This window comes from Bacillus sp. FSL K6-1560 (genome assembly GCF_038592935.1).
In the GTDB taxonomy this organism is placed as follows: domain Bacteria; phylum Bacillota; class Bacilli; order Bacillales; family Bacillaceae; genus Bacillus; species Bacillus subtilis.
The window spans coordinates 1,187,714-1,200,919 of sequence record NZ_CP151946.1 but is presented as its reverse complement, the minus strand read 5'-3'; the positions used below and the strand labels follow the sequence as shown (position 1 = coordinate 1,200,919).

Here is a 13,206-nt window from a genome sequence, read left to right as displayed (position 1 = left end):
GTTATTTTCAGACACATTCCCTATAGGTTTTGTATTGATGAACGCTTACAATTTGCGGTTTTTCCCTCTGTATTTTGTGTTTCAAAGCTGGATTCAATTCGTCAAGTCCGGTCTTCAAAAGCATAAATAAAAGCAGCTTAGGCATCGACCTCATACGGCTGCCTAAGCTGCTTTTAAAACACTTACTTTTCTTTTTTAAACCATTCATCAAATTGAGCCATCATATCAAGCATCGCCTTTTGATTGGAGAAAGACGGAAGATTCGCAAGCAGAATTTGCCCCGGCGCTTTCGTATTCTCTCCTTGTTTCTGAAGCACAAGGATGCTTTTGGCATGAGCTTCGTCTTTAAAAATAGATTTTGGCAGCTGCAACAGTGCGTTGATATGAACCTTATCTTTGAAAAACTGTTTCAGCTTGCCGCTTTGGGAGCTCTCAAACAAATGATTCGGAATCATAAAAAATAAGTAGCCGCCCGGTTTGGTATGCTTGACGCTCTGTTCAATAAACAGATGATGAGCGAAGGAATGGCCTTCGTCAGCTTTGAGCTCAAACGCTTCTGCTCCTTCGTCATTCGGATAATAGCCGACTGGCAGATCACAAATGACCGTGTCAACTGGATCGATAAACAACGGCTCAAGGCTGTCTTGGTGGAAAAGCTCAAGCTCTTTTTTCAGAAGGTTCGCTTGGGCATAGGCGATCTTCAAGAGCACATCATCAATTTCAATGCCAAAGCTGTTTGCCGTTTTTTCAGACAGCTGGTTCAGCACGGTAAACAGAAGGTTCCCAGTTCCCAAGGCTGGATCAAGAATGGTCAGTTCCTTTTTGTCCGCCATAAACTTATTCACCAAATAGCTGATGAAAAGCCCGATCGTATCCGGCGTCATCTGTCTGTTTGGATGGGAGATATCTTTCATTCCTTTAAGGACGGCAAGCTGAAAAGCCTTGCGTACCCACTCATGCTCATACGTGCCGAATTCCGCTTTTTCAAGCAGAGCCTGAAGTTGTTTGGTTTTCTGATCAGCAGGCAATTTCAGCTGATCCGTTTTTTCAAGAAAATACATTTCTCCTGCTTCGGCCAGCGCCTCTATATATGAAATCTGCAATTCATTCTTTATCATAATCGCGGCTTCGTTTAACAGCTCATACACCGCACCTACATGGTCTTTTTGCATATTGTGTTCCTCCTTGCCATGAAAAAAGCTCCGGCGGCAGCCTGGAGCTTTTTTCCCTGCTTACTTCACTAATGCCTTAGCAGCCTCAATTGGCTTTTCATAGTTCGGGTGGTTTGTTGCTTCGCTTACATATTCAGCGTAAACGACTTTTCCGTTCTCATCAAGGACAAATACGGAACGAGCAAGCAGACGAAGTTCTTTAATATACACACCGAACGCTTCGCCAAATGACATATCTCTGTGGTCAGACAGTGTTTCCACTTTGTCAATTCCGTTAGCGCCGCACCAGCGCGCTTGCGCGAATGGAAGGTCTGCACTGATTGTGTAGACGTTGACCTCTCCAAGCTTTGCAGCTTCTTCGTTAAAACGGCGTGTTTGTGCATCACAAACACCTGTATCAATTGAAGGGATAACAGAAATAATCGTTACCTTTCCTTTCATGTCAGCTAACGATTTTTCTTCAAGGCTGTTAGTCAGCACTGTGAAATCAGGAGCTTGATCTCCTACCTTCACTTCTTGTCCGACAAGTGTAACCGGACCGCCTTTGAATGTAATTTCAGCCATTATAATTCCTCCCTTTTGTATGTATGTCTCTATCATAGTAAAGTTTCCTGCAAACTGCAAAGTTTATGCCAAAAAAAAGTTAACTGCGGCCAGCGCAGTTAACCTTTTTTAATAATTCATATTGTTCATTTGGTTTTGATTTTGGCCCTGGCCTTGGTTCTTATTATTTTTCTTGAACATTTGCTGGATGCGTTCGAGTGTTTGAGGGGCTGCGTCTAAAATTTTCTCTATTAAATGGGTATTTTCATCTAAATGAAGCATTCTGATGCCTGTCGATCCGACAATTAAAAACGCGATCGGCGTAATGGACACACCGCCCCCGCTTCCGCCTCCGAAAGGAAGTTTCTGTTCTCTTGTCTCATCGTCTTCCGATTTCTTTTCGGCCGGCTTTCCGCCAAACTCGCTTCCGCCTGCGGCGAATCCGAATCCAACTTTAGAAACAGTTAAAATCACACTTCCATCAGGCGTTTCTACTGGATCTCCGATGATGGTGTTAACATCAATCATTTCCTTCAAGTTTTCCATTGCGGTTTTCATTAAACCTTGGATGGGATGGTCTGCCATATACGCTTCCTCCTTAAACTGATGAATCATTCTTTGAAGTCATTCTAGCCGACGGATTCTTCTTTAATACGGATAGCTCCCGTCCGTATTTGACGAATTTGAAAGCTGCAAGCATAGCATGTCCAAAGCGAAAAAAGAATATACACTGAAAATGGGTCTTGGAAACAGGGACTTGAAACGACGGGATCACCTCATAGACAGGTTTATTCACAAAGTCCAGGTGGTCGTAGAGCATTGCTGCGATACCGCCCTTCACACCCCATACAGCACCTGTTAACACACCTGTCACTGCCGCGTCCTGAATTCCGATTACTGTAACCCATTCTAGTTTTGTGATATGTAATTGCGCGAGAAAAGACGCGCTGATTTTCCGCAGTCTGGTGACCTGATGCAAAAGCATTTCGATTTTATTAATGCTTTGCTGCACATCGTTTTGTGTAATTTTTTTCTTTCCGCTGCTTTTTTTCATTTTAGATTCAGTTTTTTGTTTGATATCCACTGTTCCGTCTTCTTTGTTCACCTTAATCGCCGGGATTGTTTTTTTGATCCTTATAAGGCCAAACAGCGCCGTAATCTTCAAGGTCAATTTGTCATTATCATCGGCATGAAGATACTCCAGCGCGACATGGATTTTCATTCTGAGAAGCAGTACGATCCCTATGAGAATAAGAATGGCTGTCAGTACATACACCATATTCTTCACTTCCTCTAGGAGCATTATCGCCAATTCCTAAAAAAATAAACCCGGACGGAGGTCCGGGTTATCGGTTATTTGCGGTATAATTTTTCATGCACCACGGTGGTATCCGCGATGTAATCATGAATCCCTTGTTTTGTAGGTGAAAAGGCAACAACGATATATAAAATCCAAATCTTATCAATATACCGTCCCACCACTTCACGAAAAATCACTGTACTCCATGTCAGCTTGCTATCTCGCTTCACAGAAACCACTTTAAGGCCGAACACCATTTTACCAAGCGTCTGCCTGAAGTATTTAGTCATGAGTGCGAAATAGGCAAGATACACAATAAGCGTTGTCACACTGTAAGCCGAGAAGGTAAACATGCCGGATGTTTTCGGCAGATCCAATACGGTAAAGAGGGGAGAAACGAGCAAATGGTTTAATCCCCATATCACGAGCCAATCAAGCAGGAAAGCCCAGAAACGAACCCAAAAGCCAGCATAGGCATGTGTCAGCTGCTCCGCTTCTTGCGGGCCTTTGATGTCATTGCGCTCTAACTCTTCATATGTCGCGTCCATTATTGTTCCCTCCTACTTCGCATAGAGATACATCATTCTCGGCGAACCGGATTGCGATAGAATTTCTCTCATATTCAAAAAATCAATTTCACTTTTAAACATTTTGTTCGCGCCCATGGAAAACAGTGAGCCTAATCCGAAGCTTTCCTCATAAGAAATGACAGAGGCGTTTTTCAAATCCTTGTGATCCTTTTTCATGGCCGTAATGGTATCGTCATAAAAACCAAGCTCATCAACGAGGTTCAGTTTTTTCGCCTGCCGTCCGTCATACACGCGGCCGTCCGCAATTTTCTTTACCTCTGCTTTCGGCATGCTGCGCCCTTTTGAAATGACATCAACAAAGCCTTCATACGAATTATCAACCATCGATTGCATGATGTTTTTTTCTTCTTTCGTCATCTCACGGGAAGGAGACATAATGTCCTTATGGGCCCCGCTCTTAATCGTTTCAAAAGAAATGCCAAGCTTGTCGGCAAGCTTTGAATAATTGACGCTTTCCATAATGACGCCGAGTGACCCGGTCAGGGTTTCCGGTGTCGCAAAAATCTTATCAGCCGCTGTTGAGATGTAATAGCCTCCTGATGCTGCCATCGAACCCATTGACACGTAAATCGGTTTTTTCGTTTCTTTCTTGATTTCTTCCAGTTTCTTATGTATTTCAGCACTTTCATACACTCCGCCACCCGGAGAATTCACCTTCAGAACGATACCTTTGACCGTCTTGTCATCTTTTGCGCGCTCAAGGTTTTTTAAGAACGTTCTGTGGTTATATCCGTCTGCACCAAGCAGACTGCTTGAGTCCCCATTATCCTGAATGGTGCCGCTGACCTCTAATACGGCAATTTTACTTGAGAGACTGCCGTTTTCCAGCGTCTTTTCCTGCGATTCATCCGTCAGTGATGTGAGATCCGTTTGAGCGCCTTTGACGCTTTCAAAGAAACTCATAGAGATGCTGACGATAATAGACACGCCGAAAATCCCCAGAGCAATCACTAATGCAATCCATCTTTTTGCATTCATTTTTTCTCCTCCTTTTTCCTAAACTCTCTCATTATACGATTCAATATGAAAAATGTTTCACTTCATGAAAAAGCTCCGGCTTAACGGGCTGCCGGCAAACGTGGTACACTTATGGCCAAAGGTATTTTATCACAAATACTGGATGGCAGAAAAACTTAAATATGACAGCAAAGGGGAAATGGGATATGACCGATCAACGCCGTAATGTTTATTTTTTTCACAAACAGGATCAGGAAACGAACGAACAAGCCCGCTCGTTAACACAATTAGCGGAAGAGCATGGATTTACCGTTGTGAACCAGCACTCAGACGCCAATATTATCGCTAGCATTGGCGGGGACGGCACATTTTTGCAGGCAGTCAGAAAGACGAATTTTCGTGACGACTGCTTGTACGTCGGCATTACCAAAAAGGGGAAAGCTCATTTATATTGCGACTTTTATAGTGATGAGCGAGAAAAAATGGTCGATGCAATGACGTTTGAACAAATTGAAGTGAGAAAATACCCGCTGATTGAAGTGACAGTGGACCACGCCAGTCCTTTTCACTGCTTAAACGAGGTATCCATCCGCTCAAGCATCATCAAAACCTTTGTGATGGACGTGCTGATTGACGATCTGCACTTTGAAACATTTAGAGGTGACGGGATGATTATCTCAACGCCTACAGGCAGCACCGCCTATAACAAATCTGTTGCAGGAGCGGTTGTTGATCCATTGCTTCCATGCATGCAGGTATCAGAGCTTGCATCCCTTAACAATAATACCTACCGGACACTCGGCTCGCCATTTGTCCTCAGCTCTGACCGAAAGCTGACCCTTCGTGTGGTGCAGGACGGCAACGAACACCCAATCATCGGCTTGGACAATGAAGCACTCAGCACGAGAAATGTGAAAACGATCGAAATCAAACTGTCTAATAAGAAAATCAAAACAGTCAAATTAAAGGACAATTCATTTTGGGAAAAAGTGAAGCGTACTTTTTTATAGAAAATAAAAGGACAGGCTGCTGCCTGTCCTTTTATGATTTCTCATATACAATCTGGCCGTTAATCACGGTTTTTTTAATATCTAAAAGATGAAGCTGTGCGGGGTCAATGGCAAACGGATCACCACTGAGAACTGTAAAATCCGCGTCATAGCCTTCCGCAATTTTCCCGCGTGACTTCTCTTTATAAATGATACCGGCGCTACCTTCTGTATAAAGCTTTATCGCTTCATATACAGGTAAACATTCACTTTCATTATAGCTTGGCCCGTGCTCATGACTGCTTTTCCTGAGGACCGCGGACTGGATCCCTAGAAGCGGGTCAACAGGCTCAATCGGGGCGTCTGAACCGCCCGCGCATAAAATGCCTTTAGATATGAGGGTTTTCCAGGCAAATGCAGTCTTCATCCGGTCTTTTCCGAGACGGTCAATGACCCACGGAAAGTCGCTTGCAACGAAATGCGGCTGAAGATCAAGTGCGATCGGCATGCGTGCTGCTCTCTCGATTAATTCGTTATCAAGCACTTGGGCATGAATAAGCCGATCATGCCGGCCGTTTTTGGGCGGATGCTTTTCAATTGCGTTCAGCACTTTTTCAAAAGCAAGATCTCCGATTGCATGAACAGCAACCTCCATCCCTTTTTCTCTCGCTTTGCGAATGAGCCGGCCAAGGGTTTCGTCATCGTGAACCTGAACACCATTTGTTGATGGATCATCCTGATATGGTTCTTTCAACAAAGCCGTTCTCCCGCCAAGCGCCCCGTCCGCAAAGATTTTCATCGCACCGAACTCCACATAAGGGCCGGACGGCTTATCCAGCTGCTCCCATCGATCGACCGCTTCATGATGAACGAGCAAATGGCAGCGGAACGGATACTTTCCGCCAGCGGCAACTTTCTCATAAGCTTTCATCGGCACCGAAACATCACCATAATAGGACAAGTCTTCCGAATGACCGCCCGTCAGGCCTTTTGTCCAGCAATCCTTTATTGCAGCCGTTAATGCCTCATCAACATAGTGCTGGGAGACTGGCGGGACAGCCTTCAGAATCAAATCCTGCGCCTTATCAAACAGGAGTCCTGTCGGCTCGCCATTTGCATCTTTTACGATGACTCCGCCGTCAGGATCAGGAGTATTTCTTGAAATTCCCGCTGCTTGAAGAGCCGCAGAATTGACAGCTATTGCATGCCGGCATATACGCTTGAGCAAGACGGGCCTGTCAGGAAACAGGCGATCAAGATCATGCTTAGTCAAGTAGTCAGGTGTCTCAAACTGATTTTCATTCCAGCCTTCTCCAATGAGCCAATCGTTTTTAGGAAGCTGCCGCTCTCTTTCCTTCGCAGCCTGTAAAATTGAATCTTTCGACGTCAGTGCGGACAGATCGAGCTGAAGCTGTTTCTCACCGTGGCCGATCAAATGTAGATGGCTGTCAACAAAACCGGGGAACATCACTGCTCCGTTAAGGCTGATTTCTTCTGTTTCCGGCGACCCGTACTTTTCCTTCAAACGTTCATAGCTGCCGGTGCCTTTTATGACACCATCCTCAACATAAACTGCCTCAGTCCGATCGCCTTCTTTGAGCATCGTATAAATGAAACCGCCGTGCCATATCGCCTTCATTCACGTTCACTCTCTTTCTTTATGCCTTTTTATTGGCTTTGAGCTGTTCTTCACGTTTTCTTAATTCCACTCGTCTGATTTTTGCAGAAGCCGTTTTCGGCAGACTTTCCACAAATTCAATTTCTCTAGGATATTTGTATGGAGCGGTAATCGTCTTCACATGGTTTTGCAGCATTTTGACAAGCTCATCACTGCGTTTTTCATGATTTTGCAGGACAACATATGCCTTTACAATGGAGCCTCTGATTTCATCAGGGCTCGCGACAACAGCACATTCTTTTACTTCTGGGTGCTTAACAAGCGCGTCTTCCACCTCGAAAGGCCCGATCGTATAGCCGGAGCTGATAATAATATCGTCATTTCGGCTTTCAAACCAGAAGTAACCTTCCTCATCTTTTCTTGCTCTGTCTCCCGTTAGGAAATAATCGCCGCGAATTTGTGTTTTCATTCTTTCCGGATCTTTAAAATACTCTTTAAAGAGCGCAGGCGTACTGAGGTGAACAGCGATATCGCCAACCTCACCAGGTTTGCAGATTTCACCGTCTTCATTTATGATCTCCACCTGATTTCCCGGTGTCGGCTTTCCCATGCTTCCCGGTTTAATAGGCGTATCTTTCAAAACACCAACCAAAAGCGTGCTTTCTGTTTGGCCATATCCGTCCCGTACCTTAATGCCAAAGTGCTTTTGGAAAACATCAATGACTTCACGATTGAGCGGCTCACCTGCGGAAACAGCGCTGTGCAGGGCAGAAAGATCAAAACGGTCCAAGCCTTCAACCTTCGCCATTAAGCGGTATTCTGTCGGCGTGCAGCAGAAAACATTGATTTTGTAGCGATTTAAAAGCTCTAGATATTTTTCTGCTTTGAATCTGCCGTGGTACACAAAACCGGTTGCTCCGCTGCCAAGCACCGCTAAAAACGGACTCCATACCCACTTTTGCCAGCCAGGGGCAGCAGTAGCCCAGACGATATCCTTTTCAGAAATATCAAGCCAAGCGCCGGCAGAAGTTTTTAAATGAGCAAATGCCCATCCATGTGTATGTACAACACCTTTCGGCTGACCTGTTGTCCCGGATGTATAAGATAAGAAAGCCATATCATCTCTTGTTGTGTCAGCTGTTTTAAATTGGCTTCCGTCCGCTTCAATTGATAAGAGGTTTTTCCAGCCGGCATCATTTTCACCAATAGACAGTGTAATCAGTTTGTCAGTCGTACTGACATCCCGGAAAGCGCCAATAAATTCTGAGTAGACGATAGCGCCTTTTACCTCTGCATGTTCAATCCGGTATTCAAGATCTTTCGCGCGAAGCATTTCGGAGCACGGAATGACAACCATTCCTGATTTCAGGATAGCCAAATAAACAGCATAGGCTTCAAGCACCCGCGGTACCATTACAATCAGCTTGTCTCCCTTTTTAAATCCAAGATCAGCTAAGGCCGCTCCGATTTTATTTGTTTCTTCCATCAGCTTTTCATACGACCAAGATTCTTGCTTGCCCGACTCGTCCTCCCACAGAAGAGCGGTTTTTTGTCCAGCAGCACTGAACTTTTCCATTTCATTCACTAAATTATATTGCACAGGGGCAATTAAATCTTCACGTTTTAACACGAACAACTCCTCACTTTCTCCACCCATTATACATAAATACAGGCTCTTTCCGTAAGGATATGCCTAAAAGCAACCTCTGTAAACATAGATTTTATAGGCCGCTGGTCCTTTTTTATATGTAAAAAATGAAAAAGAGTGGGGATACCCCCACTCCTAAGCCATTATGTGAAATTGTAAATTAGAATTGTCCTCCGCCCATGTTTTGTTGAGCAAAAGATACAAGACGTTTTGTGATCTCTCCTCCAACAGAACCGTTAGCGCGAGAAGTTGTGTCTGCTCCAAGGTTTACACCGAATTCAGAAGCGATTTCTAATTTCATTTGGTCGATCGCTTGAGCAGCTCCTGGTACTAAAAGGTTGTTGCTGTTACCTGAGTTATTGTTAGCCATGTGTCTCACCTCCTTGTGAGTATAGAATGTGTCAAAACACATGGCTTCATTCAGAAAAACTTTGGTAATTGTATACAGGAGCTGAAAATTGATTTAAAAGAGTTCAGCGAATTTATCGTTAGCTTCTTGTTCGCTATACAGGGTCATTGTCTCAATGTTATCTACCGCTTCTTGAATATACGGCTCGAAATCAACAAAGCTTTCAAAGTGTTCAATTTTCTCTTTTTTAGGGCGTGTTTTCGGGCTTAGCGGTGTAAAGATCGTGCAACAGTCTTCAAACGGCTGAATGCTTGTCTCATATGTGCCAATTTCCCGTGATTTTTCGATGATTTCTGTTTTGTCCATGGCGATTAGCGGACGCAAAATCGGTGTTGACGTCACCGCATTAATTGCATACATGCTTTCAAGCGTTTGGCTCGCTACCTGACCGAGGCTTTCTCCCGTAATAATGGCAAGCCCGTTTCTCTTTTCTCTGATTCTGTCGGCTATCTGAAGCATGAGGCGGCGGGTTGCCGTCATTGTGTAATTTTCAGGAATTTGTTTTTGGATGAGCTCTTGCGTTTTTGTAAATGGAACAATATGAAGTGTCATGCTTCCCCCAAAACGGGACAGACATTTCGCCAGATCCATTACCTTTTGCTTTGCGCGCTCGCTTGTGTATGGCGGACTGAAGAAATGAACAGCTTCTACCGACAATCCCCGTTTCATCGCATAAAAACCGGCCACAGGGCTGTCAAAACCGCCAGAAAGCATCAGCATCGCTTTTCCTGCTGAACCAACTGGCAGCCCGCCTGCACCTTTTTCATCACGAATTGTCAAAAATGTTGCTTCTTCCCTGATTTCGATTCTGAGCGGGATGTCTGGGTTGCGAACATCGACCGTCAATCCTTCTGTATTTCGCAAAATATGGCCGCCGATTTCAGCGTTCATCTGGTTTGTATCTAATTCAAATTGCTTATACGCTCTCTTTGTCGCGACTTTAAACGTATCACCTGGTTTATACTGATCTTTGATAGCCTTTAGTGCGGTTGCCTTAATATCATCAAGGCGGCTGTCACATTTAATTGCCAGGCTGAAGCTTTGAATCCCAAACACTTGCTTTAAATGAGGAAAAAGAGCCTCAGGATCCTCTCCATTTAATGTAATCGTCATACGATCCCTGTTGGAAAAGTATTTTAAATTCGGATAGTCTTTCAAAACGAGTCTGATGTTTTGTTTTAAGCGCTCAATAAAGCTTTTTCTGTTTTTGCCTTTGGTCGAAATTTCCCCAAAACGAATTAATATATGATCGTAATTCATGTTCTACCTCATCATTTTCCTTAATTTTTTGATGCCAGGACGAAGCGCGTTCATAAACGGTTCTGCCACATCGCTTGTCTGGCTGTAATTTAAACTGATTCTGATGCTGCTTCCGGCAATCTGCTCTCCTTTGCCCATCTCTAAGAGAACCTTGCTGGGCTTATGTTCTTTTGCCGAGCAAGCCGATGTTGTGGAGACGAAAATATCCTGTTCCTCAAGCATGTGTAAAAGCACTTCCGCTTTAATCCCCGGTACAGAGAAATTAATAATGTGCGGCGCGCTATTCATTTGAGGCGTGTTGATAACGACGCCCTCAATTTCACTCAGCCTTTTCATAAACAATTCCTTTGCGGCAGTCATCGTGTCAAGCCGTGTGTCAAAATCAGCAGAGGCAAGATTAATGGCCTTGGCAAGCGAAACCGCTCCAGCAGTATGTTCTGTTCCGGCTCGTATGCCTTTTTGCTGAGAGCCTCCCGTTATGAGCGGAATAAGGGGTGTTCCCTCTTTTACAATAAGTGCGCCTGTCCCCTTTAGGCCGTGAAATTTATGCCCCGAAATTGAACATAGATCAATGCCGGCCTTTTCAATTGCCAAGGGCACTTTATAGATGCCCTGCACATAATCGACGTGGAACAAAATGTTCGGGTGCTTCTTCAGCACTTCCCCTGCCGCTTCAATCGGCTGCACGGAACCGACTTCATTGTTCACATGCATCATGCTGACAAGCACGGTATCGGGACGGATGGCTGCTTTTAGATCTTCAATAGAAACAAATCCGTCTTCATTCACAGAAAGATAAGTGATATCAAACCCGAACAACTCTTTCAGCTGTTCTAACGATTCCGTAACGGATGGATGTTCAATAGAAGTGGCAATGATATGTTTGCCTGTTTTTATCTTTGACAAAGCCGCTCCTTTTAAAGCCGCATTATTGGCTTCTGTGGCGCCTGACGTAAATACAATATCATATTTTTTTAGGCCTAAGGACCTTTTGATTTGATTTTTGGCTGCTTGAAGCAGCTGTTCCGTTTCGGCTCCATATCGGTGCAAAGATGAAGGATTGCCAAAGTATCGGCTGCTTGTCTGTTCATATACGTTCAAGACTTCATCGTAAGGCTTAGTCGTTGAACTATTATCTAAATATATCATCTTTTTTACTCCTTTATGAAAGCGGTACAAGGTATGATATTTATGTTACCATAACAAAATTTAATAGAAAATTACGAAAAACTAGTATTGACTTCTAATTTTTTTACCATATAATAAGATTTGTTCGTTTCGTCATATTATCTGACAATTAATTGACAGAATATTTTAACATAATTATTAGGAGGATTTTTTCATGAAACACTCACTGCCTGTCAAAGATACCATTATTATTGGTTTCATGCTATTTGCGTTATTCTTTGGAGCAGGAAATATGATTTATCCGCCGGAACTTGGACAAGCAGCCGGACACAACGTCTGGAAGGCCATCGGCGGATTTTTACTGACAGGGGTAGGCCTGCCGCTTCTCGGCATTATCGCCATCGCATTAACCGGTAAGGACGCTAAAGGCCTTGCTGACAAAGCGCACCCTGTTTTCGGCACAATCTTTACTGTCGTGCTTTATTTATCAATCGGACCATTATTCGCCATCCCGAGAACAGGAACTGTTTCATATGAAATTGGCGCTGTTCCGTTTTTGACTGGCGTACCAGAAAGACTTTCTTTATTAATTTTTACACTTATCTTTTTCGGCGTTACGTACTATTTAGCGTTAAACCCATCCAAGGTTGTCGATCGAGTCGGAAAAATTCTGACTCCCATCAAATTCACAATTATTTTAATCATTGTTCTCAAAGCCATCTTCACGCCGATGGGCGGATTGGGCGCCGTGACAGAAGCATATAAAGGAACACCGGTTTTTAAAGGATTTTTAGAAGGCTATAAAACAATGGACGCACTTGCTTCAATTGTATTTGGCGTTGTCGTTGTAAATGCTGTAAAAAGCAAAGGCGTTACACAGTCTAAAGCTCTTGCTGCAGCCTGCATTAAAGCAGGTGTGATTGCCGCTTTAGGGCTGACTTTCATTTATGTCTCCCTTGCTTATTTAGGTGCAACAAGCACAAATGCCATCGGTCCTGTTGGTGAAGGAGCTAAAATTTTATCTGCGTCTTCCCATTATTTATTCGGTTCATTAGGCAACATCGTACTCGGAGCAGCGATTACAGTCGCATGTTTAACAACAAGCATCGGCCTTGTCACATCTTGCGGCCAATATTTTTCAAAACTTATTCCGGCATTATCATATAAAATTGTCGTTACGATTGTCACGTTATTCAGCTTGATCATTGCGAATTTCGGACTCGCGCAAATTATCGCGTTTTCTGTTCCTATTTTATCAGCTATCTATCCACTTGCCATTGTCATTATCGTTCTTTCCTTCATCGATAAGATCTTTAAAGAAAGACGCGAAGTGTACATCGCTTGCTTGATCGGTACAGGACTTTTCAGTATTTTAGACGGTATCAAAGCAGCCGGTTTTTCACTTGGATCTTTAGATGTGTTTCTAAATGCGAATCTTCCTCTTTACAGCCTCGGCATCGGCTGGGTGCTTCCAGGAATCGTCGGAGCGGTTATCGGCTATGTGCTGACCTTATTCATCGGACCATCCAAACAGCTTAATGAAATAAGTTAATGTCACAGAACGCCTGCGTTATTGCGCAGGCGTTTTGTAA

The 13,206-nt window shown here is 43.8% G+C and carries 14 protein-coding genes; 2 read left to right on the top strand and 12 right to left on the bottom strand.

Annotated elements, in window-relative coordinates; genetic code table 11:
* Nucleotides 1-7 precede the first annotated feature (7 nt).
* From NYE22_RS06400 to sppA, 7 genes are all read right to left on the bottom strand, one after another.
* Complete coding sequence (locus NYE22_RS06400; protein ID WP_123372909.1) at nt 8-211, bottom strand: hypothetical protein; 204 nt, start codon at nt 209-211, stop codon at nt 8-10.
* Entirely contained in the window at nt 183-1,172 is a 990-nt protein-coding gene (locus NYE22_RS06395; protein ID WP_003229346.1) for an N-6 DNA methylase, read from the bottom strand. Before NYE22_RS06395 ends, NYE22_RS06400 begins: the two co-directional genes overlap by 29 nt.
* 60 nt (nt 1,173-1,232) lie before the next feature.
* Entirely contained in the window at nt 1,233-1,736 is a 504-nt protein-coding gene (gene tpx, locus NYE22_RS06390; protein WP_021480309.1) for a thiol peroxidase, read from the bottom strand.
* Nucleotides 1,737-1,844: 108 nt separating this feature from the next.
* Complete coding sequence (gene ytfJ, locus NYE22_RS06385) at nt 1,845-2,300, bottom strand: GerW family sporulation protein (protein ID WP_003223504.1); 456 nt, start codon at nt 2,298-2,300, stop codon at nt 1,845-1,847.
* 13 nt (nt 2,301-2,313) lie between these two features.
* Nucleotides 2,314-2,994, bottom strand: a complete 681-nt coding sequence (locus tag NYE22_RS06380; protein WP_342412392.1) for a DUF2953 domain-containing protein — start codon at nt 2,992-2,994, stop codon at nt 2,314-2,316.
* Between the two features lie 74 nt (nt 2,995-3,068).
* Nucleotides 3,069-3,563, bottom strand: a complete 495-nt coding sequence (locus NYE22_RS06375; protein ID WP_014480553.1) for an RDD family protein — start codon at nt 3,561-3,563, stop codon at nt 3,069-3,071.
* Nucleotides 3,564-3,575: 12 nt separating this feature from the next.
* Nucleotides 3,576-4,583, bottom strand: a complete 1,008-nt coding sequence (gene sppA / locus NYE22_RS06370; RefSeq protein WP_021480310.1) for a signal peptide peptidase SppA — start codon at nt 4,581-4,583, stop codon at nt 3,576-3,578.
* A gap of 185 nt (nt 4,584-4,768) precedes the next feature.
* Here sppA and NYE22_RS06365 point away from each other — a divergent pair, with 185 nt between their 5' ends.
* On the top strand, nt 4,769-5,572 hold the full coding sequence (locus tag NYE22_RS06365; RefSeq protein ID WP_038827973.1) for an NAD kinase: 804 nt from the start codon (nt 4,769-4,771) through the stop codon (nt 5,570-5,572).
* A 31-nt stretch (nt 5,573-5,603) separates the two neighbouring features.
* On the opposite strand, the gene NYE22_RS06360 is transcribed toward NYE22_RS06365, so the two are convergent.
* The 5 genes from NYE22_RS06360 to NYE22_RS06340 all read right to left on the bottom strand — a co-directional run bounded on the left by NYE22_RS06360 (nt 5,604) and on the right by NYE22_RS06340 (nt 11,635).
* Nucleotides 5,604-7,190 (bottom strand): amidohydrolase, encoded by a 1,587-nt coding sequence (locus NYE22_RS06360; RefSeq protein ID WP_342412391.1) that lies wholly within the window; start codon nt 7,188-7,190, stop codon nt 5,604-5,606.
* Nucleotides 7,191-7,209: 19 nt separating this feature from the next.
* Complete coding sequence (locus NYE22_RS06355; RefSeq protein ID WP_038827971.1) at nt 7,210-8,799, bottom strand: acyl--CoA ligase; 1,590 nt, start codon at nt 8,797-8,799, stop codon at nt 7,210-7,212.
* A 178-nt stretch (nt 8,800-8,977) separates the two neighbouring features.
* A complete protein-coding gene (gene sspA / locus NYE22_RS06350) occupies nt 8,978-9,187 on the bottom strand; it encodes an alpha type acid-soluble spore protein SspA (protein ID WP_003223491.1) in 210 nt (69 codons plus the stop codon).
* A 93-nt stretch (nt 9,188-9,280) separates the two neighbouring features.
* A complete protein-coding gene (gene thiI / locus NYE22_RS06345; RefSeq protein WP_342412390.1) occupies nt 9,281-10,486 on the bottom strand; it encodes a tRNA uracil 4-sulfurtransferase ThiI in 1,206 nt (401 codons plus the stop codon).
* A gap of 3 nt (nt 10,487-10,489) precedes the next feature.
* The gene (locus tag NYE22_RS06340) at nt 10,490-11,635 is read right to left on the bottom strand and encodes a cysteine desulfurase family protein (RefSeq protein WP_038827967.1); all 1,146 of its coding nucleotides are present in this window, start codon (nt 11,633-11,635) and stop codon (nt 10,490-10,492) included.
* 193 nt (nt 11,636-11,828) lie between these two features.
* Here NYE22_RS06340 and brnQ point away from each other — a divergent pair, with 193 nt between their 5' ends.
* Complete coding sequence (brnQ, locus tag NYE22_RS06335; RefSeq protein WP_003229322.1) at nt 11,829-13,166, top strand: branched-chain amino acid transport system II carrier protein; 1,338 nt, start codon at nt 11,829-11,831, stop codon at nt 13,164-13,166.
* The last annotated feature ends 40 nt before the right edge of the window (nt 13,167-13,206 follow it).

Excerpts from the sequence above, each read along its gene's own strand:
- NYE22_RS06395 (WP_003229346.1), bottom strand. The coding sequence starts at position 1,172 with ATGCAAAAAGACCATGTAGGTGCGGTGTATGAGCTGTTAAACGAAGCC.
- tpx (WP_021480309.1), bottom strand. The coding sequence starts at position 1,736 with ATGGCTGAAATTACATTCAAAGGCGGTCCGGTTACACTTGTCGGACAA.
- ytfJ (WP_003223504.1), bottom strand. The coding sequence starts at position 2,300 with ATGGCAGACCATCCCATCCAAGGTTTAATGAAAACCGCAATGGAAAAC.
- NYE22_RS06380 (WP_342412392.1), bottom strand. The coding sequence starts at position 2,994 with ATGGTGTATGTACTGACAGCCATTCTTATTCTCATAGGGATCGTACTG.
- NYE22_RS06375 (WP_014480553.1), bottom strand. The coding sequence starts at position 3,563 with ATGGACGCGACATATGAAGAGTTAGAGCGCAATGACATCAAAGGCCCG.
- sppA (WP_021480310.1), bottom strand. The coding sequence starts at position 4,583 with ATGAATGCAAAAAGATGGATTGCATTAGTGATTGCTCTGGGGATTTTC.
- NYE22_RS06365 (WP_038827973.1), top strand. The coding sequence starts at position 4,769 with ATGACCGATCAACGCCGTAATGTTTATTTTTTTCACAAACAGGATCAG.
- NYE22_RS06360 (WP_342412391.1), bottom strand. The coding sequence starts at position 7,190 with ATGAAGGCGATATGGCACGGCGGTTTCATTTATACGATGCTCAAAGAA.
- sspA (WP_003223491.1), bottom strand. The coding sequence starts at position 9,187 with ATGGCTAACAATAACTCAGGTAACAGCAACAACCTTTTAGTACCAGGA.
- thiI (WP_342412390.1), bottom strand. The coding sequence starts at position 10,486 with ATGAATTACGATCATATATTAATTCGTTTTGGGGAAATTTCGACCAAA.
- NYE22_RS06340 (WP_038827967.1), bottom strand. The coding sequence starts at position 11,635 with ATGATATATTTAGATAATAGTTCAACGACTAAGCCTTACGATGAAGTC.
- brnQ (WP_003229322.1), top strand. The coding sequence starts at position 11,829 with ATGAAACACTCACTGCCTGTCAAAGATACCATTATTATTGGTTTCATG.